This is a genomic window from Pseudomonas sp. SDO5532_S415, assembly GCF_054071155.1.
Genome location: NZ_JBSVWS010000095.1, coordinates 1 through 23637, shown reverse-complemented (window position 1 = coordinate 23637; position 23637 = coordinate 1). Strand labels below are relative to the sequence as shown.

Below are 23637 nucleotides of genomic sequence, written 5' to 3'. Positions count from 1 at the left end.
GAAGCAACCCGCTGCCGAAAACTGCGTAACTCATTGTTTACCAAGGAGTTTTCCGCTTCGACTGCGCCGGAAGTGGGGCGAATTATAGACACCTGAGATCTGCCGTCAACAGCTATTTTCATAAATCTGTCACATAGGTCAAAAAAGCCCCAAAAACGCGAAGGCCGGCCTAAAGAGGCCGGCCTTCTTCCCTTCTAATTACAAGCTAGGGAACGCGAACTGCGACGCTTCATGACTCGCGCGCTGTGGCCAGCGCTGGGTGATGGCTTTGCGGCGGGTGTAGAAACGCACGCCATCCGGACCATAAGCATGCAGGTCACCAAACAACGAGCGCTTCCAACCGCCGAAGCTGTGATAAGCCACCGGGACTGGCAACGGCACGTTGACACCGACCATACCGACTTCAATCTCATCGCAGAACAACCGCGCCGCTTCCCCATCGCGGGTGAAGATGCAGGTGCCGTTGCCATATTCATGATCGTTGATCAGTTGCATCGCCTCTTCCAGGCTGTTAACCCGGACAACGCACAATACCGGCCCGAAGATCTCTTCCTTATAGATGCGCATCTCTGGCGTGACGTTGTCGAACAGGCAGCCACCGAGGAAGAAGCCATTTTCGTGACCGGCTACGCTCAGGCCACGACCGTCCACTACCAGCGTCGCGCCCGCCGCTACGCCGTCTTCGACGTAACCGCTGACCTTGTCTCGCGCCTGGCCGGTGACCAGAGGCCCCATGTCCAGACCGCACGAAGTGCCCGCGCCGATTTTCAGCGCCTTGATCTGCGGCGTCAGCTTGGCCACCAGCGCATCGGCAACTTGATCACCCACGCAGACAGCCACCGAGATTGCCATGCAGCGCTCCCCGCAGGAACCGTAAGCGGCGCCCATCAGTGCACTGACGGCATTATCCAGATCCGCATCCGGCATCAGCACCGCATGGTTCTTCGCCCCGCCCAGTGCCTGGACACGCTTGCCACGCTTGGTGCCTTCGGCGTAGATGTATTCGGCAATCGGTGTCGAACCCACGAAACTCAGGGCTTTGACTTCCGGGGCTTCGATCAGCGCATCCACTGCAGCCTTGTCTCCGTGAACCACGCTCAGCACACCTTTCGGCAGACCGGCTTCCAGCAGCAGTTGCGCAATCAGCAATGTCGAGCTCGGATCACGCTCGGACGGCTTGAGGATGAAGCAGTTGCCGCACACGATCGCCAAGGGATACATCCACAGCGGCACCATGGCCGGGAAGTTGAACGGTGTAATACCGGCCACTACACCCAGTGGCTGGAAGTCCGACCAGGCATCGATGTTCGGGCCGACGTTACGGCTGTATTCGCCCTTGAGGATTTCCGGTGCAGCGCAAGCGAATTCAACGTTCTCGATACCACGCTTCAATTCGCCGGCAGCGTCTTCCAGGGTCTTGCCGTGCTCTTCGCTGATCAGTTGGGCAATACGCGATTCGTTTTGCTCCAGCAGCTGCTTGAAACGGAACATCACTTGGGCACGCTTGGCCGCTGGTGTGTTACGCCAGGCCGGGAACGCGGCTTTGGCAGCATCGATGGCTTGTTGAATGGTTTCGCGGCTGGCCAGCGGCAGCTTGTGGATAGCCTGGCCCGTGGACGGGTTGAACACGTCAGTGCTGCGACCGGTTTCGGTAACCAGCTCACCATTGATCAAATGCGGAATAACGCTCATGGAAGCTCCTGAAAAAGTTGTCCACAGGCGCCGCTTCAGGGCGCCTGTCGTTTGCATCTATATAGAGGGAGAAATCAGTCGATCTTGCTCAGCACTTCGCCGACCGCGTCGAACAGACGATCAAGGTCTTGTGGCTTGCTGTTGAAGGTTGGGCCGAACTGCAGGGTGTCACCGCCGAAGCGCACGTAGAACCCGGCTTTCCACAGCGCCATGCCCGCTTCGAATGGACGCACGATGGCATCGCCGTCACGCGGTGCGATCTGGATGGCACCGGCCAGGCCATAGTTGCGGATGTCGATGATGTTTTTTGTGCCTTTCAAGCCATGCAGCGCATTTTCGAAATGCGGTGCGACTTCGGCCACGCTCTGTACCAGGTTTTCCTTTTGCAGCAGGTCGAGTGCTGCCAGGCCCGCGGCGCACGCCACCGGGTGGGCGGAATAGGTATAGCCGTGAGGGAATTCCACCGCGTACTCAGGCGTCGCCTGGTTCATGAAGGTCTGGTAGATCTCGGAGCTGGCAATCACCGCGCCCATCGGGATCGCGCCATTGGTGACTTGCTTGGCGATGCACATCAGGTCCGGGGTCACACCGAAGGTTGTGGCACCGAACATAGTGCCAGTACGGCCGAAGCCGGTGATTACTTCGTCGAACACCAGCAGGATGTTGTGCTGATCGCAGATCTCGCGCAGACGCTTGAGGTAACCCTGTGGCGGAACCAGCACGCCAGCGGAACCGGCCAATGGCTCGACGAACACGGCGGCGATGTTGGAAGCATCGTGCAGTTCGATCAGTTTGAGCAGCTCATCGGCGAGTGCGATACCGCCCTGCTCCGGCATGCCGCGCGAGTAAGCGTTGCTCGCCAGCAATGTGTGCGGCAGGTGATCGACGTCCATCATCGCCTGACCGAACAGCTTGCGGTTGCCATTGACGCCACCGAGGCTGGTGCCGGCGATGTTCACGCCGTGGTAGCCACGGGCGCGACCGATCATCTTGGTCTTGGTCGACTGGCCTTTGAGGCGCCAGTAGGCACGCACCATCTTCACGGCCGTGTCGGCACACTCGGAGCCGGAGTCGGTGAAGAACACGTGGTTCAGGTTGCCCGGGGTCAGGTCAGTGATTTTTTCTGCCAGCTGGAAGGACAGTGGGTGACCGTACTGGAAGCCTGGCGAGTAGTCGAGGGTGCCCAGCTGCTTGGCCACCGCCTCTTGAATTTCCTTACGGGTGTGCCCGGCGCCGCAAGTCCACAGACCCGACAGCGAGTCATAGACTTTGCGGCCCTTGTCGTCGATCAGCCAGCTGCCTTCGGCGCCCACAATCAAACGCGGATCGCGCTGAAAGTTACGGTTGGCGGTGTATGGCATCCAGTGCGCGTCGAGCTTGAGCTGGCTGGCCAGGGAAGTCGGGGCGTTTTCAGGCAAGTTCATCGGGAAACCTCGCAAGACAATAAGCGGCGTAGGGATTGAAAACCGGTGTTGCAGCTAAATTGCCACGGGGATAAAGTCGGTGAAATTCAACTTTTGTAACCTTTAGTCGGCTTTCCACTAAACTATCGAGTAACAACCATGAGCAGCCGCCGCCCCGATCCACTGGCGCAAGTCAGCGACTTCGACATACGCCTGCTACGGATTTTTCGCAGCGTGGTCGAATGCGGTGGTTTTTCTGCAGCCGAAAGCGTGCTTGGCATTGGCCGCTCGGCGATCAGCCAACAGATGAGCGATCTGGAGCAGCGCCTCGGTTTGCGCCTGTGCCAACGTGGCCGCGCCGGCTTTTCCCTGACCGAAGAAGGCCGCGAGGTTTATCAATCGGCTCTGCAGCTATTGAGTGCGCTGGAAAGTTTCCGTACCGAGGTCAATGGCCTGCACCAGCACTTGCGGGGAGAACTGACCATCGGACTCACCGATAACCTGGTCACCCTGCCCCACATGCGCATTACCCATGCCCTGGCGCAATTGAAGGAGCGCGGGCCGGACGTGCAGATCCAGATCCGCATGATCGCCCCCAACGAAGTGGAGCAAGGCGTGCTCGACGGTCGCTTGCACGTCGGCGTGGTACCGCAGGCGAGTGCGCTGTCGGGGCTGGAATATCAACCGCTCTACAGTGAACGCTCGCTGCTGTATTGCGCGGTTGGCCACCCGCTGTTTTATGTCGATGACAAGCAACTGGACGATGCGCGCCTCAACCGTCAGGACGCCATCGCACCGACCTTCCGTTTGCCAGCGGACATCCAGGCCCACTACCAGGCGCTCAATTGCACCGCCAGTGCGTCGGACCGTGAAGGCATGGCCTTCCTGATCCTGACCGGGCGCTACATCGGGTATCTGCCGGATCATTACGCCAGCCTCTGGGTGCAACAGGGTCGATTGCGTGCGCTGAAACCACAGGCGCGCTTCTATGACTTGAGCCTCGCCTCGGTCACGCGCAAGGGCCGCCGCCCTCATCTGGTGCTGGAAAGTTTTCTCGAGAGCCTGGCGGCAACGCGCTGACAGCACCGTACCTGTAGGGTGGCAGTCCTGGAATTATCGTCTCAGGACTTGTGTGTAACTTATGGGTGCGCTATCAACGCACTGGCCGCACCCACCCACCTGACCGGAAGTGCCTATGACCTTTGAAGTCCCAGCTCACGGCGGCAAACCCGCCAGCCGAATTCGTCAGAAGAACGAAGAGACCATCATCAAAGCCGCCGAAGACGAGTTCGCCCGTCACGGGTTCAAAGGCACCAGCATGAACACCATCGCCCTGAATGCCGGGTTGCCAAAAGCAAACCTGCATTACTACTTCACCAACAAGCTCGGTTTGTACGTGGCGGTGTTGAGCAACATCATCGAGTTGTGGGACAGCACCTTCAACACCCTGACTGCCGAGGACGATCCGGCCGAAGCGTTGACCCGCTACATCCGCGCCAAGATGGAGTTTTCACGACGCCAGCCACAAGCCTCGCGAATCTTCGCCATGGAGGTCATCAGCGGTGGCGAATGCCTGACCGAGTATTTCAATCAGGACTACCGCGCCTGGTTCCAGGGCCGGGCCGCGGTGTTTCAAGCATGGATCGACGCTGGCAAAATGGACCCGGTCGATCCGGTCAACCTGATCTTCCTGCTGTGGGGCAGCACCCAGCATTACGCCGACTTCGCTACGCAGATCTGCCGTGTCACCGGTCGCTCCAAGTTGACCAAGCAGGATATGGAAGACGCCGGCAACAACCTGATCCACATCATTCTCAAAGGCTGCGGCCTGAAGCCAACCATTTAAGACGCTTATGCCTTTTACCCTCAGTGGCTTTTGCGAATACCGCGAAGAGATCCGCAAAAGCCGCTTCATTACCTTCGCCGCGCCAATCGGCAGCCCCGCTGAAGCCCAGGCGTTCATCGAACAGCACAGCGACCTGAACGCCACGCACAATTGCTGGGCGTGGAAGCTCGGTGATCAGTACCGCAGCACCGATGACGGCGAACCGGGGGGCACTGCTGGCCGGCCGATACTGGCAGCGATCGACGCGCAGGATTGCGATCAGGTCGCGGTGTTGGTGATTCGCTGGTATGGCGGCATTCAACTGGGCACCGGCGGACTCGCCCGGGCCTATGGCGGTGGCGCCAACAAATGCCTGCAAGCGGCGCCGAAGATCGAGTTGATCAGTCGGGTACCGCTACGTTGTGCCTGCGCGTTTGGCGAACTTGCGTTGGTCAAACTGAGGGTCGCGGAACTCGGAGGACTGATCGTTCAAGAGGATTTCACGGCCAATGGCGTTGAGTTGCAGTTGGCGGTCGGTGAGGAGCAGATCGCCACGTTGCAATCGCACCTCGCCGATTTGAGCCGCGGGCGGATTTTGCTGGTGCGTTAAAGATTTGAAGATCGCAGCCTTCGCTGCTCTGCATGGCTGCGATCTTTTGGGGCATTCCCATTGTCGATACATCTGACAGTTGCCCACATCTGCTGTGCACCCGGCTGTGGATAACCTGAGCACATACCGCTGTAACCCTTCTGTCATGCGGCTTTGCGGGCTTTGCTCACTTTTCGTCCAAATCGCCATCAAAAAGATAAAATTCACGAAAAAACATAGACTTAGAGCGGTTTATCACCTTTAGAAGATAGCCGCCTTGCGCTTATGCCCGACTTTTGCGCTTGCGCACAAATACTGTGGAGCAATCTGTGGATAACCCGTTCATGGGTCTCTCGACACCCTATCCGGCATGGCCCGCCATAGGTTGCTCATTTTTTGATCAGCTTATATTGAGCACATCTGAAGCCCGCCCGTCAGCCTTGCCCTCAAGTGGTGCCAGCCCTGATTTGGATAGCTTCTTCACCGGCAATATTTGAACAACTCCCCACGCCAACTCAAAGAACAGGAAGATCGCCAAAAGCCAACTCGCACCATGAGCCAGTGCATAAACCTGCCAAGCCGCAAACAAGAACCTCGCCACCGCGTCATACCGCCCATACACCTGCTGCGGATCACGAATACGCAGCACCGCCCACACGCAAACAATCGACCCCAGCAAATTCGCCATCAGCATGTGCACCGGCTCGAACGGTGGCAGCTCGCCGGGCAGGTTGAAAGCCTGGCTCAGACTCAACAAAAGCCCGTGTACCGCAGCAAAGCTCCACGGCGTGGCAAACGCAGCCGTGACGATCAAGTCGTACCACGCACTGCCGCGCACCAGTTGACGATATTGCGTTGTAGTCCACATTGACCTTGCTCCATCAATTCAGGGAGCAACAAGGCTAAAGCCTGGAGTATGCTCCAGGGTCAAGCCCTCTCGAGATGTCATGATGCGCATCGGTGAATTAGCCCGGGCCAGCGAAGTCAGTCGCGACACGCTGCGCTTCTACGAACAACGCGGATTGATCGCAGCGCAACGCAGCGCCAACGGTTATCGCGATTACCCGGCCGACACCGTGCAACTGGTGCTGTACATCAAGACGGCCCAACGATTGGGCTTTACCTTGGGTGAGATCGGTCATAACGTCGCTGCGTTATGGCAGTCGCCCGATCCGGACAGCGCGGTCACACAGTTGCTGCAAGACAAGCTCAAGCTGATCGAAAACCGCATGGCCGAACTGAGTACGCTGCGAGACGAATTGCAGCAACGTCTTGGCCAACGCTGTCCACTGAATCCGTGATTCTCAACTATCAAGGAAGCACACATGTCCACGGCAAAAAACGCACTCATCATCGGTGCCTCCCGGGGGCTCGGCCTCGGTCTGGTGAAAACCCTGCTGGCCGACGGCTGGCAAGTCACCGCCACCGTGCGCAATCCGCAAAACGCCGAAGCCTTGCAGGCTCTGGGTAAAGTGCGGGTCGAGAAACTCGACATGGACGATCAGCAGGCGGTGATCGCCTTGAGTCAGCAACTCAAGGGCGAAGTGTTCGACCTGCTGTTCGTCAATGCCGGGGTCAAGGGGCCAGACGTGCAGACACCGGGCGGTGCGACGCTGGCCGAAGTCGGGCAGCTGTTTTTCACCAACGCCGTGGCACCGATCAACCTGGCCCAGCGCTTCGTCAGCCAGATTCGTCCAGACACCGGTGTGCTGGCGTTCATGAGTTCGGTACTCGGCAGCGTAACCATGCCCGACGCACCGGAACTGGCGTTGTACAAGGCCAGCAAAGCCGCACTGAACTCCATGACCAATAGCTTCGTCACGCAATTGGGCGAGCAAAAACTCACTGTGCTGTCGCTGCACCCGGGCTGGGTGAAAACCGACATGGGCGGTGAAGGCGCCGATATCGATGTGGAAACGAGTACGCGCGGATTGGTCGAGCAGGTGAATGCCTATGTCGGCAAGGGCGGGCATCATTTTGTGAATTATCGGGGTGAGACTATTCCCTGGTAACCCCACCGTCCACTGTGGGAGCGGGCTTGCCCGCGATGACGGCGGCACATCCAACGAAAATGTGTCTGTCACACCGCTTTCGCGGGCAAGCCCGCTCCCACAGGGTTGTTCGTCGCCTTGTCGGGCGAAGCTTGCCCGTAACGCGATTTTGTTCGACACTTCGCACCTCGCCTCCCCGGCGACCCTGGATCAGCAGACAGGGCAACACTGAGCTGGCAACCCTGAACCCAACTTTCAGAGGAGCCGGCCAACATGCCTGCGACCCGTACCTGGTTAAAAAATCCCCTCGCCATTTTCACGGCCAATGGTCTCGATGCCCGTGGCGGCCTGGTGCTGCAAGACGGTGTGATCGTCGAAGTGCTCAGCCTGGGCCAGCTGCCCTCCACACCTTGCAATGAAGTCTTCGATGCCCGCGAGCATGTAATCCTGCCGGGGCTGATCAACACCCACCATCACTTCTATCAGACCCTGACCCGCGCCTGGGCGCCGGTGGTCAACCAGCCGTTGTTCCCGTGGCTGAAAACCCTGTACCCGGTCTGGGCACGCTTGACCCCTGAAAAACTCGCCCTCGCCAGCAAAGTCGCGTTGGCCGAGTTGCTGCTGTCCGGTTGCACCACGGCAGCCGACCACCATTATCTGTTTCCACAAGGCCTGGAAAACGCCATCGACGTGCAAGTCGAGAGCGTTCGCGAACTGGGCATGCGCGCCATGTTGACCCGCGGTTCGATGAGCCTCGGCGAAAAGGACGGCGGGCTGCCACCGCAACAGACCGTACAGGAAGGCCAGGTGATTCTCGACGACAGTCAGCGCTTGATCGCCGAATACCACGAACGCGGTGACGGCGCGCAAATCCAGATCGCCCTGGCGCCTTGCTCGCCGTTTTCGGTGACGCCAGAAATCATGTCCGCCAGCGCCGAACTGGCCAACAAACTCGATGTGCGCCTGCACACGCATCTGGCGGAAACCCTTGATGAAGAAGACTTCTGCCTGCAACGCTTCGGCCTGCGAACCGTGGATTACCTGGACAGCGTCGGCTGGCTCGGCCCGCGTACCTGGCTGGCCCACGGCATCCACTTCAACCCCGACGAAATCACCCGCCTCGGCGCGGCCGGCACCGGCATCTGCCATTGCCCGAGTTCGAACATGCGCCTGGCTTCAGGCATCTGTCCCAGTATCGAACTGACCGACGCCGGCGCGCCGCTGGGCCTGGGTGTGGATGGCTCGGCTTCCAACGACGCGTCGAACATGATCCTCGAAGCACGTCAGGCTCTGTACATCCAGCGCCTGCGCTACGGCGCCGAGAAGATCACCCCGGAACGCGTGCTGGGCTGGGCCACCAAGGGATCGGCGCAGTTGCTCGGTCGCAGCGACATTGGCGAATTGGCAGTAGGCAAGCAGGCTGACCTGGCGCTGTTCAAGCTCGATGAGCTGCGATTCTCCGGCAGCCACGACCCGGTGTCGGCACTGCTGTTGTGCGGCGCGGACCGGGCGGATCGAGTGATGGTGGGTGGCAAGTGGCGAGTGATTGACGGGCAGGTCGAGGGGCTGGATTTGAAGGGGTTGATTGCCGATCACAGCCAGGCGGCCCGGCAGTTGATCGCGGGTACCTGACACAACACTGATCCAATGTGGGAGCGGGCTTGCTCGCTCCCACAGGGGTTTGTGGTGTTTTCAGAGCCCCAGCAACGACAACATGATGAACGTCGCAAACAGCACAAAGTGCGTCATCCCCTCGATGGCATTGGTTTCGCCATCGTTGAGGTTGATCGCACTGACGATCAGGGTGATGAAGATCATCACGGTCTGCACCGGGGTCATGGCCATCTGGAAGGGCTGGCCGGTGTAGAGCGCCATCGCTTCCATCACCGGCACCGTCAGGATGACTGTCGACAGCGACGCGCCCAACGCGATGTTGACCACTGACTGCATGCGGTTGGCCAACGCCGCGCGCAACGCCGTCATAATCTCCGGCGCCGCGGAGATCGCCGCCACCAGGATCGCCGTAATCACTGGCGGTGCACCTGATCCTTCCAGCCCCAGATCCAGGGTCTTGGACATCACTTCGGCCAATGCGCCAATCACAACCACCCCGAACACCAGAATACTAATGGACAACGTCAGGTTGACCGGTGCCGGCTCTTCTTCCGGGGGCTCCTTCTTGCGGCGCTTTTCCGGGTAGCTGTAACTGAAAAAGTAACTGTGCGGCCCGACCTGCATGCGCAGGAACAACGCGTAAAGCACCACCATCGCGCCGATGGTGAACGCCGAATAGAGCTTCCAGCTGGTTTCGGGAATGAACTCGGGCACCACCATCGACACCCCCATGGCCGTGAGGATCATCACGCTGTAGCTGCGTGCCGAATCATCGTTGTAGGACTGTTCACCATGCTTGAGGCCACCCATCAACGCCGCCAGGCCCAGGATGCCGTTGATATCGAGCATGACGGCCGAATAGATCGTGTCGCGCACGAGTGTCTTCGAGGCTTCGTTGCTCATCATGATCGCCAGGATCACCACTTCCACCAGCACCGCCGCCAGGGTCAGAATCATGGTGCCATAGGGGTCACCGACTTTTTCCGCCAACAACTCGGCCTGATGGGCGACGCGCATCGAGGCGGCGACGATAAACGCAATCAGCACCAGCCCGGCGCTCAGCGCAACGCCCTGCCCGCTGTGCAGTAGCCAATGCTCCAGCGCGAATGCAACGATGGCGGCGATCAAGGCCAGCAACAGAAAGGTTTCTTGCTTGAAGATCGTGAGCATGACGGGCCTTTTTGCCGTGGAGAAGCGGATAAGCGACTGACTGCGGTGGGACGCTAACGTTTCGTTACACCTTAGCGCAGCGGAAAATACTCCGGCCCGGCGCAATGAACCTTTCGGTCAGGTTTTGCCAATTGTTTCTGCTAGCGTCTGTAGAATGCCCACCATCTGCACCTGATGAGAAAAGAATATGTACGACTGGCTGAACGCACTGCCCAAGGCAGAATTGCACTTGCACCTGGAAGGTTCGCTGGAGCCCGAGCTGCTGTTCGCCCTGGCCGAACGCAACAAGATCGCTTTGCCGTGGAGCGATGTCGAAACCCTGCGCAAGGCTTATGCCTTCAATAACCTGCAAGAATTCCTCGACCTGTATTACCAGGGCGCCGACGTGCTGCGCACTTCCCAGGATTTCTACGACCTGACCTGGGCCTACCTGCTGCGCTGTAAAGAACAGAACGTGATTCACACCGAACCGTTCTTCGACCCGCAGACCCACACCGACCGGGGCGTCCCGTTCGAAGTGGTGCTCAACGGCATCGCCGCCGCCTTGAAGGACGGTGAACAGCAACTGGGCATCACCAGCGGTCTGATCCTGAGTTTCCTGCGTCATTTGAGCGAAGAACAGGCACAGAAAACCCTCGACCAGGCGCTGCCGTTTCGTGACGCATTTGTCGCGGTAGGCCTGGACAGTTCTGAAATGGGTCACCCGCCGAGCAAGTTCCAGCGGGTATTCGATCGTGCCCGTTGCGAAGGCTTCCTGACCGTCGCCCATGCCGGTGAAGAAGGCCCGCCCGAGTACATCTGGGAAGCCCTCGACCTGCTGAAAATCCAGCGCATCGACCATGGCGTACGCGCCATCGAAGACGAACGCTTGATGCAGCGCATCATCGACGAGCAGATCCCGCTGACCGTATGCCCGCTGTCCAACACCAAGTTGCGTGTGTTTGATCACATGTCGCAGCACAACATCCTCGAGATGCTCGAACGCGGCGTGAAAGTGACCGTGAACTCGGACGACCCGGCGTACTTCGGCGGTTACGTCACCGAGAATTTCCATGCGCTGTATACCGATCTGGGCATGACCCAGGATCAGGCCAAACGCCTGGCGCAAAACAGCCTGGATGCTCGGTTGGTCAAACCGTAAGACCGGCGCAGATCCAATGTGGGAGCGAGCCTGCTCGCGAAAACAGTGCGTCAGTCAACGATGATGTCGACTGGAAGAGCGCATTTGCGGGCAGACTCGCTCCCACAGGGCCTGAGCCAAAACCCAGGCCATTAAAGGACCCTACAGCACCATCTCCAGCTCTGTTTCCTTGGCGAACCGGTGGATTTCACGCTGCCCCGCCGCGGTGACCTGCAAGGCCCGTGAATCGTAGGGCAGACTCAGCCAGCCCGATTGCATGAACAACTGCAATAACGCTGCTCCCAGCGAACCACCCATGTGCGGGCGTCGTTCGCTCCAGTCGGGACAGGCACAGGCAGACTTGCCATTGCGATGGGCCAACGCCTGGATGAATACACCCCGCGCCGCCAGTTCGGTGGAGCCCTTGAGCGTGATCATGACCCGTTGATCGAACTGTTCAATCCAGCCCGCATCCAGCAAACGCTGGTACAGGTCGGCGGCGAGGGTGCCTCCCAGATGGTCATCGCAAAGCCGGGCGCGCAACAAGGACGAGCGCCTGGCCTGGGGTTTGGCAAGAGGTGTGGAGTATTGGAAAATATCCGGGACTTCCCGAGGCGTGCTGGCCAGCGTCGCGCTTGCCAATGCTTCGATCGCGGCGCCGACTTCGGGTGCGGCCAGGCGGAAGAAGCGTTTGCGTCCCCGGATTTCGACTTTCAACAGACCACCGGCGGACAAGCGTCCGAGGTGGGCGCTGGTCGAAGACGGTGACAGACCGGCCAATAGGGCCAATTCTTCGGCTTGGCGCGCCGAGCCGTCCATCAAGGCCCACATCATTGCGCTGCGCTTGGGGTCAGCCAGTAAGGTGGCTATCTGGCTGATGCAAGGTGCATGTTCCATGAATTCACTCCCTGTTGAATCGTTTCGTCTACTGCTGTCTGCGAAAGACGGTGCGTACATGAGGCGAACGCTAGTATAGGCGGGTTGACCGTCGGTTCCTGCCCTCCGTAAACCGCTGGTGGTGATAGTTCCTGAGGGAAATTTCGCTTTTTTCCTGCGACTAATGACCGATTCTCGAGAACCCCGGAAAATGACTGCTCAACCGGGCGCATCGGCTGGCAAGCATTTCCCGCAACAGGTTCACCGGCTTACTCAATTGTGCGCGATGGGCGCACAGCAGATTCAGCGGAGCGCGCTCACAAAGCAGTTCCGGCATCAGCACTTTCAATCGGCCGGCGAGCACATCGGCGGCCACATCGAGCCACGACTTGTAGGCGATCCCGGCGCCCGCAATGGCCCACAGCCGCACGACATCGGCATCGTCACTGAAACGATCACCGCTGACGGTCAGGCCGACTTCGCGTTTGCCGTCGTGAAAACTCCAGTGATCGTGGACCCGGCTGCCGAGCATGAACAGCAGGCAATTATGCTGGGCCAATTGCTCCAATTGCCGCGGCTCGCCATGCCGGGCCAGGTAACTCGGTGCCGCACAGAGCACGCGCCGGTTTTGCGGGGCGATGGGTAGCGCCACCAGGCTGGAATCTTCCGGTTCACCGTAGCGCAGGGCAATGTCCACCGGTTGGCGGAACAGATCGGCGATGCGATCACCCAGCAACAAACGAACGGTGAGCTTGGGGTGCTCGCGCTGAAACTCGTCCAGCCAGGGCAGCAGCAAGTTACGACCGAAGTCCGAAGGCGCCGACAACTGCAACACGCCGCTGACCTGATCCTGGCCACGGGCCAATAAACGCCGTCCCTCGTCGAGGTTGCCCAGGGCTGCCCGGGCATACTCAAGAAACCCTTCGCCCTCGGCGGTCAGGCGCAGGCTGCGGGTCGAGCGGGTGAGCAAACGGGCGCCCAGTTGTTGCTCGATGCGTTTCAACGCCGCACTGGCCACCGCCGCCGACATGTCCATGCCCCGCGCGGCCGCCGACAAACTGCCCAGGTCCGCCGCCCGCACGAACAGCTGCAAGTCATCGAAACGCAGCATCTAAACTCCGATTATCAAAAAAATATTGAAAGAGACTGCTCTTTTAGCGGCTTTTATCTTCAGGAGAAATAGCCAATCATCTGCCCATCGAAATCAGCCCGTTCCCGGAGTTACCGATGTCCCAGCCTTTTACCGCTATCGCCACCCTCATCGCCAAACCCGGCCAGCAGAATGCCCTTGAACAGCACCTGCGGGCACTGATTGAGCCGACCCGCGCCGAAGCCGGTTGTGGGCAATACGACTTGCATCAGGACCTGGCCAATCCCCTGGCCTTCTACATGATCGAACACTGGAGCAGTGACGAAGCCCTGCAAGCCCATGACGCCAGTGCGCATATCCAGAACTTTCGCGCCAAGGCCGGTGACTTTCTCGAACACTTCGAACTCAAGCGCCTGCGTACCCTCGCCTGATTTCTTTCTCTATTAACTTTCGGAGCCTGTGATGAAAGCCATTGCCTATTACGCGTCCCTGCCGATCAGCGACGAAAAAGCCCTGCAAGACGTTGAATTGCCGGAGCCGGTCGCCGGCCCCCGCGATTTGTTGGTGGAGGTCAAAGCCATTTCGGTCAACCCGGTGGACACCAAGGTCCGGCAGAATGTCCAGCCTGAAGGCGGCGCCGCAAAAGTGCTGGGCTGGGATGTGGCCGGCGTCGTCAAGGCGGTCGGCAGTGACGTGACCCTGTTCAAGGCCGGCGACAAGGTGTTCTACGCCGGCTCCATCGCCCGCGCCGGCGGCAACAGCGAGTTGCACGTGGTGGATGAGCGGATCGTCGGCCATATGCCGAAAACCCTCGGTTTCGCCGAAGCCGCCGCCCTGCCGTTGACTGCGATCACTGCGTGGGAATTGCTCTTTGAACGCCTGAAAGTGCGCGAAGGAAAAACCGATGAAGGCCAGAGCCTGCTGATCGTCGGCGCCGCTGGCGGTGTCGGTTCGATTCTCACGCAACTGGCGAAACAGCTCACCGCACTGAACGTCATTGGCACGGCTTCACGTCCGCAGACCCAGAGCTGGGTGAAATCGCTGGGCGCCGATGTGGTGATCGATCACAGCCAGCCGCTGAGCGAGGAACTCAAGCGCGCAGGCATCGATCAGGTGACTCACGTCGCCAGCCTGACCCAGACCGATCATCACCTGGATCAATTGGTCGAGGCGCTGGCGCCGCAGGGCAAACTGGCACTGATCGATGACCCGAAAACCCTGGACGTGACCAAGCTCAAGCGCAAGAGCCTGTCGCTGCACTGGGAGTTCATGTACACCCGGTCGCTGTTCGAAACCGCAGACATGATTGAGCAGCACAACCTGCTCAACCGCGTGGCGCGCCTGATCGATGCCGGGACATTGAAAACCACGGTTGGCGAGCACTTCGGCACCATCAATGCGGCCAATCTGCGTCGTGCACATGCCCTGCTGGAAAGCGGCAAATCCAAGGGCAAGATCGTGCTGGAAGGGTTCTAGATTGTTGTAGAAGCTGGCGCAGTCTGCGATCTTTCGACGCTGGTTTTACGGCCTGAAACGATCGCCGGTTGCGCCGGTTCCTGCATTTTTCCGTGCGATGATTTTTTGTTACAAACCGTCAGTCCGACAGTTGACCCTTGTCACAATGGTGATCGTATTCAGGACTACAATCGAAACCTCTGCGAGACAATCTTTTACATGAGGAGGTCAGTAATGAAGATCCTGATAAAAGAATTGGCAAAATCCCAGTGGCAGGTCCGCCTGGACCAACATGCGGTGACATTCCGCAGCGAAGCCGAAGCCCGTGCCTTCACCAATACCCTCGAAGCGCGATTGCACGCCCCCCATCAGATTCCCGACCGTCAGCAGCGCGCTGTTGGCTGAGTCCGCCCTCAAACCTGGGCTTGCGCCAATGCCCGGGCATTTTGCAACCGTCGGGTGAGCATCGCCACGCTCACCACCAGAACACCGCACAGGCTGATGACCATGGCCATCGGCATGGCGCTGCCGTCGTGCAAAACGCCCACCAGCGCGGCAGCGCCGGCGGCCACGCTGAATTGCAGGCAGCCCATCATTGCCGATGCACTGCCGGCCCGGGCGCCCTGGCCGTTCATGGCACAGGCCGAAGCGTTGGGCAGAATACAACCCAGGCTGGCAATGCAGACAAACAAGGGAAGCAGCAACGGCCAGAGCTGCTCGGTATGCAGCGCGCTGACAGCGAGCAGTGCCAGACCGGCACCGAGATAAATCCACACGGTGCGTGTCAGCAGGGACGCAGGTCCGCGCTTGGCCAATAGCCGCGCATTGATCTGGGCCACCAGAATGAAACCGGCGGCATTGGCGCCGAAGAACCAGCCAAAATGCTCCGCCGGTATGCCATAGAGTTTGATGAAGACGAACGGTGAACCCGCAATGTAGGAAAACATTCCGGCGATAGCGATGCCGCCGGTCAGCGCATGACCGAGGTATACCGGATCCTTCAACAGGCGACCGTACTGACGCAATGCCCCCGACAAGGGCTGACGTGGAACATGCGCGGGCATGCTTTCCGGCAAGCCAAGGGCAACGGCCAATCCGGCCAATGCGCTGAAACCGGTCAACACCAGGAAGATCGATTGCCAACCGGTGGTATTGACCAACAAACCGCCCAGCATCGGCGCCAGAATCGGTGCCAGCCCCATCACCAGCATCAACTGCGAAAAGACCTTGGCCGAGCCCACCGCATCGCATTTATCGCTGACCACCGCCCGTGCAATCACCATCCCTGCGCAACCGCCCAGCGCCTGGATAAACCGCGCGCCGATCAACCATTCCAGATTCGGTGCGTAGGCACACGCCAGTGAAGCGGCGGTAAACAGTCCGACTCCGGTCAACAATGGAAGGCGTCGCCCGAAACGATCCGCCACCGGCCCGTAAGCCAGCTGACCAATGGACAACCCCAAAAAATAAGCGGCCAGGGTCAGTTGAACGTGTTTTTCGTCTGTACCGAAAGCCAGCGCCATCGCCGGAAACGCTGGCAGATAGAAATCGATCGCCAGCGGACCGAATGCGCTCAAGGCGCCAAGAATCAGGATTGTACGAAAGTTCATCAGGCATCCAGTGGGACAGAGGTCGGCAGGCCGACAGTCTAGCCGCGCAAGGACGCCTTGAACATTCCGATAGCTCGCTAACTATTAAAAATCAGGCCAGTTTCACGCCATAGCCTTCCTCGCTGATTGCCGCGATCACTTGATCGGCGCTCAACGCGGACTCGACGCCGACTTCTTTCGCCGCCAGGTCGACGCGCACGCTGGCCGCCGGGTCTTTGGCCTGGACGGCCTGGGTGATGGCCCGGACGCAGTGACCGCAGGACATGCCTTCAACATTGAATACTTGCATGGGACAACTCCTTTTAGTGAAGCGTTTGAGTGAGGTTGCCCGCAGTGTCGAGCTTGCCACCATGGCAAGGTCAAGTTCTGCAGTGATCTGCCGGGCTGGCAATCGTCGCCGCGCTCGGCCAAGCTGCGTCCATCAATGACTCGATCTCAGGAGATTCAGCCATGCGCTGGTCAGTTTTCAGCCTGTTTGGCTTCCTCAGCCTCTTCTCCGCCATGCCTTCGGCCCAAGCCGCCGGGGAGGACTATGGGGTGCTGATCATTTCCCGCGAACGGCTGGAAGTCGCGACCAACTGCGAGATCGGCGTGTACATCCACGATCAACTGTCGGCGCGGCTGTTCCAGGAGCAAAGCACCTCGTTCAACCTGCCCCCGGGCAACGTGTCCCTGCGCCTCAAACTGCTGCCGGGCCAAGTGCCAGGCTGTAACCCGGGCATGCTGGCACCGGGTTCGCAGAACATCACGCTGCGCGCCGGGGATGTGCAGAAGTACCGGATTGCGATGACGCAGGAAGGGATGTATCTCAAGCGTGCGGGCCTGGGTTACTGAAACAAATCCCTTGTGGGAGCGAGCCCGCTCGCGAAGGCGGTGTGTCAGTCAACGATGATGCTGATTGGACGACCGCTTTCGCGAGCAGGCTCGCCCCCACATTTGACCTGCGACAATCCGCAGATGGGTGCTTGACCTTGCCAGCATGGCAAGGTTGATCCTGTAGACATCTTCTACAGGGAGTGCAACCGATGTCCGAATCCACCACTTTCGATCTGCCGATTGCCGGCATGACCTGCGCCAGTTGCGCCGGGCGTGTCGAGCGCGCCTTGAGCAAAGTCATCGGCACCAGTGCTGTCAGCGTCAACCTGGCCACTGAGCAGGCACGGGTCCAGGCGCCTGTCGACAGCCTCCCGGCGCTGATGGCGGCTGTGGAAAATGCCGGTTACCGCGTGCCGCAGCAAAGTCTGGAACTGAGCATCGACGGCATGACCTGCGCGTCCTGCGTCGGCCGCGTCGAACGGGCACTGAACAAAGTGCCGGGGGTGAAGAGCGTCAGCGTGAACCTGGCCAACGAGCGCGCGCATCTGGAGCTGCTCGGGCATGTCGATGCACAAACCTTGATCGCCGCCGTGACCAAGGCCGGTTACGCCGCCAGCGTGTGGGAAGCCGAACATCCGCCCATCGATACCCAACAGGCCCGCCTGCATCGCGAGCGCTGGGCCTTGATCGCGGCCATTGCCCTTGCCTTGCCGCTGGTATTGCCGATGCTGCTGCAACCCTTCGGCGTGCACTGGATGCTCCCGGCCTGGGTGCAATTCGCGTTGGCCACGCCGGTGCAATTCATTTTCGGCGCGCGGTTCTATGTCGCGGCGTGGAAAGCCGTGCGCGCCGGTGCCGGCAACATGGACCTGCTGGTCGCCCTGGGCACCAGCGCCGGGTATGGCTTGAGCGTCTATGAATGGGCCACCGCCGCCGTGCGCATGCCGCACCTGTATTTCGAAGCCTCGGCGGTAGTGATCGCCTTGGTGCTGCTGGGCAAATACCTGGAGAGCCGCGCCAAGCGCCAGACCGCCAGCGCCATTCGCGCCCTGGAGGCGCTGCGCCCGGAGCGGGCGATTCAGGTGATTGACGGCCGCGAGCAGGAAGTCGCCATCAGCGCCCTGCGCCTCAATGATCTGGTATTGGTCAAACCCGGTGAACGCTTCCCGGTGGACGGTGAGGTGGTCGACGGCCAGAGCCATGCCGACGAAGCGCTGATCAGCGGCGAAAGCCTGCCGGTCCCCAAGCAACCTGGCGATAAAGTCACCGGCGGCGCGATCAATGGTGAAGGTCGCCTGCTGGTTAGCACCCAGGCACTCGGCGCGGAAACCGTGCTGGCACGCATCATTCGCCTGGTTGAGGACGCCCAGGCAGCCAAGGCGCCGATTCAGAAACTGGTGGACAAAGTCAGCCAGATCTTCGTGCCGGTGGTCCTGCTGCTGGCTCTCGCGACCTTGATCGGCTGGTGGCTGTATGGCGCGCCCCTGGAAACCGCGCTGATCAATGCCGTGGCTGTACTGGTGATCGCGTGCCCTTGTGCATTGGGCCTGGCCACGCCGACGGCGATCATGGCCGGCACCGGGGTGGCGGCGCGTCATGGGATTCTGATCAAGGACGCTGAAGCGCTGGAGCGTGCACATGAAGTCAGTTCGGTGGTGTTCGACAAGACCGGCACCCTGACCTCCGGCGCCCCGCGCATCGCCCACCTGAGTGCCATCGACGGTGACGATTCCCGCCTGCTGCAACTGGCCGGCGCCTTGCAACGCGGCAGTGAGCATCCGCTGGCCAAGGCTGTGCTGGATGAGTGTGCACAACGCGGCCTGACCGTGGCCGATGTCAGCGACAGTCAGTCCCTGACAGGGCGCGGCATTGCCGGCAGTCTTGATGGCCGTCGAATGGCGCTGGGTAATCGGCGCCTGCTGCAAGAGAGCGGATTGAGCGCAGGCGAATTGGCCGGTTCGGCCACTGCCTGGGAAACCGAAGGCCGGACCCTGTCCTGGCTGATCGAGCAAAACCCCACGCCGCGCGTACTGGGATTGTTCGCTTTCGGTGACACGCTCAAGCCTGGCGCATTGCAAGCCGTGCAACAACTCAACGCACGTCATATCAGCAGTCACTTGCTGACAGGCGACAACCGTGGCAGCGCCAAAGTGGTGGCCGATGCTTTGGGCATCACGAACGTACACGCCGAAGTCCTGCCTGCGGACAAAGCCGCCGAAGTCGCCGCTCTGAAAAAAACAGGGGTAGTGGCGATGGTCGGCGACGGCATCAACGATGCACCTGCTCTGGCCGCGGCGGATATCGGCATTGCCATGGGCGGCGGCACCGACGTGGCCATGCACGCCGCCGGGATCACCCTGATGCGCGGTGATCCGCGCCTGGTGCCGGCGGCGCTGGAGATCAGCCGCAAGACCTATGCGAAGATCCGGCAAAACCTGTTCTGGGCCTTCGTCTATAACCTGATCGGCATTCCCCTGGCGGCCTTCGGCTTCCTCAATCCGGTGCTGGCCGGTGCGGCGATGGCGTTGTCGAGTGTGAGCGTGGTGAGCAATGCGCTACTGTTGAAAACCTGGAAACCCGAGGATCTGGAGGACAAGCGATGAACATCGGCCAAGCGGCCCGCCACAGCGGACTTAGCGCGAAGATGATCCGTTACTACGAGTCCATCGGTTTGCTCAAGGCGGCCCATCGCACCGACAGCGGTTACCGGGTGTACAGCGATGACGACCTGCACACACTGGCGTTCATCAAGCGATCCCGGGACCTGGGGTTTTCCCTGGAAGAAGTCGGCAAACTGCTGACCCTCTGGCAGGACCGCCAGCGTGCCAGTGCCGATGTGAAGGCCTTGGCCCGACAGCACATCGACGAGTTGAACCAGAAGATTCGTGAACTTGGGCAATTGCGCGATACGTTGCAGGACTTGGTCGAGCATTGCCAGGGCGATCATCGACCGGATTGTCCGATTCTCAAGAATCTGGAGTCGGGGTGTTGTGCCAAACCGGTTTCGGCCTGATTGCCACGGGCGTCCCTGTGGGAGCGAGCCTGCTCGCGAAAGCGGACTGCCTGACACACTGATGTTGGATGTGCCGACGTTTTCGCGAGCAGGCCCGCTCCCACATTGGGTTTTGTGTTGCGCACAAAAAACCGGCCGAAGCCGGTTTTTTGATTAACCGATCACTGCATCCAGGGCGGAGGCGGTTCTTCGGCTTTGCCCGGTGGCGCATCGTCTGCGGCACGGGCCGCTTGTTTGCGCTCTTCATCCAGGCGTGCGGCCTCGATCTCGCGCATGATGCCGCCGACGTCCGCCAGTTCTTCCGGTTCGTCGAACTCACCGGTCAGGACACTGGCCGGGTGCAAGGTGCCCGCCTCGTACAGGGCCCACATTTCCTTGGCGTACCGGGTTTTCTTCAACTCCGGGGCAAACCGCCCGAAGTAGGAGGCCATGTTGCCCACGTCCCGCTCCAGCATGCTGAACGCGTGATTGTTGCCCGCCGCGTCCACCGCTTGCGGCAAGTCGATGATCACCGGGCCGGTCGGGGTCAGCAGGACGTTGAACTCGGACAGGTCACCGTGCACCAGACCGGTGCACAACATCAGCACGATCTGAGAAATCAGGTAAGCGTGATATTCGCGTGCCTGGTCCGGCTCCAGTACCACGTCGTTCAGGCGCGGCGCGGCATCACCGTACTCGTCGGCCACCAATTCCATCAGCAGCACGCCTTCGAGGAAGTCATACGGCTTGGGTACCCGCACACCGGCGTTGGCCAGGCGGAACAGTGCCGCCACTTCGGCGTTCTGCCAGGCGTCTTCGGCTTCCTTGCGGCCAAACTTGGAACCCTTGGCCATGGCCCGGGCCTGACGGCTGTTGCGCACCTTGCGGCCTTCCTGGTATTCGGCCGCCTGACGAAAACTGCGTTTGTTCGCCTCCTTGTAGACCTTCGCGCAACGTAACTGGTTACCGCAGCGCACCACGTAAACAGCTGCTTCTTTACCACTCATGAGTGGGCGCAGCACCTCGTCGACCAGACCGTCCTCGATCAGGGGTTCAATGCGTTTTGGAGTCTTCATCAGCTTTTATTGTGGGTCCTTTATTACCAAACACGCGAAAGTCATTCGTTATACGGCAATCCATCCAATCGGGGGAGGGGGTGCCGACGTACCGTTCGCGTGATTTTTCAAAACAACCCTCAATTTCCGCAGGCAACAGCCGAAGCCCTGAGTGACAAACTGATTTGTCCGACAATCGTTTCTACAACAATAACGATGCCGCACTCAGGGAACAGGGTTGATCAACAACGTTTACGGCTGCCAATAAACCGCGAGTCATCTGCACTGCGTGGGCCTACAAGAAAATCTGGAGCGCGGATGAACATCAAACAGAAGTTGACCTGGGCGTTTGCAATCATCGCCTGCTTGCCCGTGGTGCTGGTCGCCACCCTCGTTGTGCTGAACTTGCGCAGTGATGCCAAGGACGAATTCGTCGACAACAGCGGTCGCGAAATCCGTCAGGTCAGCAATGCCATGCAACTGTTTTTCGACGGCATCAGCCAGAACGTCGAATACCTGGCCAAGCAACCGCTGATCACGAACTCTGACGACAGCCTCAAGACCTACATGAACGCCAACGCCGCCAGCATTCCTCAAGGCGAGATGGACAAAAAAGTCTTTGGCTTCCTGCAGGACCTGGGCAACGCACATCCATCCTACGCCTACGCCATCCTCGGCACCGCCGCCGGTGGCTACGTGTCGTGGCCGGACGATGCCAAGCTGGCCAACTACGACCCGCGCCAGCGTCCGTGGTACAAGGCGGCCCAGGCCAAACCGGGTAAGCCGTTCCGTACCGAGGCCTACTACTGGGCCGAAAATGATACGACCTACGTCAGTACCGTACGCACCATCGACAACAAGCTGGGCACCAATGGCGGTGTCGTCAGTATCGACGTGTCGCTCAAACAACTCACCGAACTGGTCAAACAGATCAAGCTCGGCGAAACCGGCTATCTGATGCTGCTGGAAAACTCCGGCACCGTGCTGGTCGATCCGAAACAACCGGAGCACAACTTCAAGGCCCTGGGCAGCCTCGGCGAGGGTTATGCCCAACTGGCCAAGGCCGGCAAAGGCCTGGTCGAAGTCGAACTCAATGGCGAGCGCTACATGGCCAACGTCTGGCCGTCGGAGCAACTGGGCTGGACTTTCATCGGTCTGATCAAACAAAACGACGTAATGAGCACCGCGACCCAACTGACCTGGTTGATCGCAATCATCGCAGCCGTGCTGGCGGTGATCTTCGCCATTGTCGGCGCCAGTTTCGCCAGCGTCATCGTGCGTCCGATCCGCAGCGTGGCCGATGGCCTGGAAGGCATCGCCCAAGGTGAAGGCGACCTGACCAAAAACCTGCAAGTGCGTGGCAGCGACGAAACCGCGCAACTGGCCAACTGGTTCAACCAGTTCCTGACCGCGATCCGCAACCTGATCCAGAACATCGGCGGCGCCGCGACCAAGATCCTGGCCACCTCCAAGAGTTCGACCCAAGTCTCCAGCGACATGGCCGAAGCCGCCGGACGCCAGCGTGAAGCGGTGGACATGGTGTCCACGGCGTTCCACGAAATGGTTGCCACCGCCAACGAAGTGGCCCGCTCTTGCAGCCAGGCCGCCGAGTCGGCCGACAGCGGCCAGCGCCAGGCCCGCGAAGGCCAGCAGCAGATCGACGCCGCCGTGAGCAGCGTGGATCGCCTGAGCCAGGAAATCGAACAGTCGGCCCAGTCGATGCAACAGCTGGAGCGCGACAGCAATGACATTCAGTCGATCCTCGGCACCATTCGCTCGATCGCCGAACAGACCAACCTGCTGGCGTTGAACGCCGCCATCGAAGCAGCGCGGGCCGGAGAGCAAGGCCGTGGTTTTGCGGTGGTGGCGGACGAAGTGCGGGCGTTGGCCAAGCGCACGGCGGATTCCACGGCGGAAATCGACGGGCTGCTGGGTAACCTGGCCAAACGCACAAGCCAGGTGACACAGCAGATGCATGCCAGCCTGGAAGTGTCGCAGCAATCGGTGACGCGCATCGGCGAAGCTCGCAGCAGCTTCGGGCAGATTCGTGAATCGGTGGACGTGATCCGCGACATGAACACCCAGATCGCCACGGCGGCGGAACAACAGCACCAGGTGGCCGAAGACATCAACCGGCACATCAGCCAGATCCATGGCGATGCGCAATTGGTGGCCGAACTGGCAAACTCGGCGCGGCTGGATTCCCAGAGCCTGGCCGGGTTGTCCAATGAACTGGATGGGTTGGTGCGGCGGTTCCGTACCTGATTCAACATCCCGGTGGCCGCTTCGCGGCCATTCGCGAGCAGGCTCGCTCCCACAGGGTTATTCGCTGTCCTTGT

General features: G+C 60.1%; 23 protein-coding genes and 1 pseudogene. 15 read left to right on the top strand and 9 right to left on the bottom strand.

Annotation, left to right across the window (positions count from 1 at the left end; genetic code table 11):
• Positions 1–198: 198 nt before the first annotated feature.
• Complete coding sequence (locus ACW9HW_RS19465; RefSeq protein WP_095191984.1) at positions 199–1692, bottom strand: CoA-acylating methylmalonate-semialdehyde dehydrogenase; 1494 nt, start codon at positions 1690–1692, stop codon at positions 199–201.
• Between the two features lie 74 nt (positions 1693–1766).
• Positions 1767–3116 (bottom strand): aspartate aminotransferase family protein, encoded by a 1350-nt coding sequence (locus ACW9HW_RS19460; RefSeq protein WP_095191985.1) that lies wholly within the window; start codon positions 3114–3116, stop codon positions 1767–1769.
• A gap of 138 nt (positions 3117–3254) precedes the next feature.
• Between ACW9HW_RS19460 and ACW9HW_RS19455 the strand changes: the two genes are divergently transcribed.
• The 3 genes from ACW9HW_RS19455 (at position 3255) to ACW9HW_RS19445 (ending at position 5530) form a co-directional block, all read left to right on the top strand.
• Positions 3255–4175, top strand: a complete 921-nt coding sequence (locus tag ACW9HW_RS19455) for a LysR family transcriptional regulator (RefSeq protein WP_457401336.1) — start codon at positions 3255–3257, stop codon at positions 4173–4175.
• Between the two features lie 115 nt (positions 4176–4290).
• Positions 4291–4941: a TetR/AcrR family transcriptional regulator gene (locus tag ACW9HW_RS19450; RefSeq protein WP_095191987.1), complete on the top strand. Its 651-nt coding sequence runs from the start codon at positions 4291–4293 to the stop codon at positions 4939–4941.
• Positions 4942–4948: 7 nt separating this feature from the next.
• Positions 4949–5530, top strand: a complete 582-nt coding sequence (locus ACW9HW_RS19445) for an IMPACT family protein (RefSeq protein ID WP_457401333.1) — start codon at positions 4949–4951, stop codon at positions 5528–5530.
• 379 nt (positions 5531–5909) lie between these two features.
• Here ACW9HW_RS19445 and ACW9HW_RS19440 read toward each other — a convergent pair whose 3' ends face one another.
• Positions 5910–6377, bottom strand: a complete 468-nt coding sequence (locus ACW9HW_RS19440) for a hypothetical protein (RefSeq protein ID WP_457401331.1) — start codon at positions 6375–6377, stop codon at positions 5910–5912.
• A gap of 82 nt (positions 6378–6459) precedes the next feature.
• Here ACW9HW_RS19440 and ACW9HW_RS19435 point away from each other — a divergent pair, with 82 nt between their 5' ends.
• The 3 genes from ACW9HW_RS19435 (at position 6460) to ACW9HW_RS19425 (ending at position 9132) form a co-directional block, all read left to right on the top strand.
• On the top strand, positions 6460–6810 hold the full coding sequence (locus ACW9HW_RS19435; protein ID WP_095192468.1) for a MerR family transcriptional regulator: 351 nt from the start codon (positions 6460–6462) through the stop codon (positions 6808–6810).
• A 24-nt stretch (positions 6811–6834) separates the two neighbouring features.
• Entirely contained in the window at positions 6835–7521 is a 687-nt protein-coding gene (locus ACW9HW_RS19430; RefSeq protein WP_095191990.1) for an SDR family oxidoreductase, read from the top strand.
• Positions 7522–7773: 252 nt separating this feature from the next.
• Positions 7774–9132 carry an 8-oxoguanine deaminase gene (locus ACW9HW_RS19425; protein WP_457401328.1) on the top strand — a complete coding sequence of 453 codons (1359 nt, stop codon included), beginning with the start codon at positions 7774–7776 and terminating at the stop codon, positions 9130–9132.
• Between the two features lie 60 nt (positions 9133–9192).
• Here the strand turns inward: ACW9HW_RS19425 and ACW9HW_RS19420 are convergent, their stop codons facing one another.
• Positions 9193–10284, bottom strand: a complete 1092-nt coding sequence (locus tag ACW9HW_RS19420; RefSeq protein WP_095191992.1) for a calcium:proton antiporter — start codon at positions 10282–10284, stop codon at positions 9193–9195.
• Between the two features lie 187 nt (positions 10285–10471).
• Here ACW9HW_RS19420 and ACW9HW_RS19415 point away from each other — a divergent pair, with 187 nt between their 5' ends.
• Entirely contained in the window at positions 10472–11425 is a 954-nt protein-coding gene (locus ACW9HW_RS19415; RefSeq protein ID WP_457401326.1) for an adenosine deaminase, read from the top strand.
• Between the two features lie 141 nt (positions 11426–11566).
• On the opposite strand, the gene ACW9HW_RS19410 is transcribed toward ACW9HW_RS19415, so the two are convergent.
• Complete coding sequence (locus ACW9HW_RS19410; protein ID WP_457401324.1) at positions 11567–12301, bottom strand: ArsR/SmtB family transcription factor; 735 nt, start codon at positions 12299–12301, stop codon at positions 11567–11569.
• A 160-nt stretch (positions 12302–12461) separates the two neighbouring features.
• Positions 12462–13391 carry a LysR family transcriptional regulator gene (locus ACW9HW_RS19405; protein WP_095191995.1) on the bottom strand — a complete coding sequence of 310 codons (930 nt, stop codon included), beginning with the start codon at positions 13389–13391 and terminating at the stop codon, positions 12462–12464.
• Positions 13392–13507: 116 nt separating this feature from the next.
• On the opposite strand from ACW9HW_RS19405, the gene ACW9HW_RS19400 reads away from it, so the two are divergent.
• From ACW9HW_RS19400 to ACW9HW_RS19390, 3 genes are all read left to right on the top strand, one after another.
• On the top strand, positions 13508–13801 hold the full coding sequence (locus ACW9HW_RS19400; RefSeq protein WP_457401320.1) for a putative quinol monooxygenase: 294 nt from the start codon (positions 13508–13510) through the stop codon (positions 13799–13801).
• A 31-nt stretch (positions 13802–13832) separates the two neighbouring features.
• Entirely contained in the window at positions 13833–14846 is a 1014-nt protein-coding gene (locus ACW9HW_RS19395; protein ID WP_457401318.1) for a zinc-binding alcohol dehydrogenase family protein, read from the top strand.
• Between the two features lie 213 nt (positions 14847–15059).
• Positions 15060–15230 carry a hypothetical protein gene (locus ACW9HW_RS19390; RefSeq protein ID WP_008066222.1) on the top strand — a complete coding sequence of 57 codons (171 nt, stop codon included), beginning with the start codon at positions 15060–15062 and terminating at the stop codon, positions 15228–15230.
• A gap of 8 nt (positions 15231–15238) precedes the next feature.
• Here ACW9HW_RS19390 and ACW9HW_RS19385 read toward each other — a convergent pair whose 3' ends face one another.
• Positions 15239–16435 carry a multidrug effflux MFS transporter gene (locus ACW9HW_RS19385; RefSeq protein WP_095191998.1) on the bottom strand — a complete coding sequence of 399 codons (1197 nt, stop codon included), beginning with the start codon at positions 16433–16435 and terminating at the stop codon, positions 15239–15241.
• Between the two features lie 91 nt (positions 16436–16526).
• Complete coding sequence (locus ACW9HW_RS19380; protein WP_095191999.1) at positions 16527–16724, bottom strand: heavy-metal-associated domain-containing protein; 198 nt, start codon at positions 16722–16724, stop codon at positions 16527–16529.
• Between the two features lie 161 nt (positions 16725–16885).
• Here ACW9HW_RS19380 and ACW9HW_RS19375 point away from each other — a divergent pair, with 161 nt between their 5' ends.
• The 3 genes from ACW9HW_RS19375 (at position 16886) to cueR (ending at position 20264) form a co-directional block, all read left to right on the top strand.
• Positions 16886–17269 carry a hypothetical protein gene (locus ACW9HW_RS19375; RefSeq protein ID WP_095192000.1) on the top strand — a complete coding sequence of 128 codons (384 nt, stop codon included), beginning with the start codon at positions 16886–16888 and terminating at the stop codon, positions 17267–17269.
• A 191-nt stretch (positions 17270–17460) separates the two neighbouring features.
• Complete coding sequence (locus ACW9HW_RS19370; RefSeq protein WP_457401314.1) at positions 17461–19854, top strand: heavy metal translocating P-type ATPase; 2394 nt, start codon at positions 17461–17463, stop codon at positions 19852–19854.
• Positions 19851–20264, top strand: coding sequence for a Cu(I)-responsive transcriptional regulator (gene cueR, locus ACW9HW_RS19365; RefSeq protein ID WP_095192002.1), 414 nt, complete (start codon positions 19851–19853; stop codon positions 20262–20264). The genes ACW9HW_RS19370 and cueR overlap by 4 nt, the downstream gene beginning before the upstream one ends.
• 161 nt (positions 20265–20425) lie before the next feature.
• Here cueR and ACW9HW_RS19360 read toward each other — a convergent pair whose 3' ends face one another.
• Complete coding sequence (locus ACW9HW_RS19360) at positions 20426–21319, bottom strand: PA4780 family RIO1-like protein kinase (RefSeq protein WP_457401311.1); 894 nt, start codon at positions 21317–21319, stop codon at positions 20426–20428.
• Between the two features lie 195 nt (positions 21320–21514).
• Between ACW9HW_RS19360 and ACW9HW_RS19355 the strand changes: the two are divergent.
• Positions 21515–22705: pseudogene (locus ACW9HW_RS19355) on the top strand (cache domain-containing protein); the annotation flags it as partial.
• A 90-nt stretch (positions 22706–22795) separates the two neighbouring features.
• Entirely contained in the window at positions 22796–23563 is a 768-nt protein-coding gene (locus tag ACW9HW_RS19350) for a methyl-accepting chemotaxis protein (protein WP_371858212.1), read from the top strand.
• Positions 23564–23637: the final 74 nt, after the last annotated feature.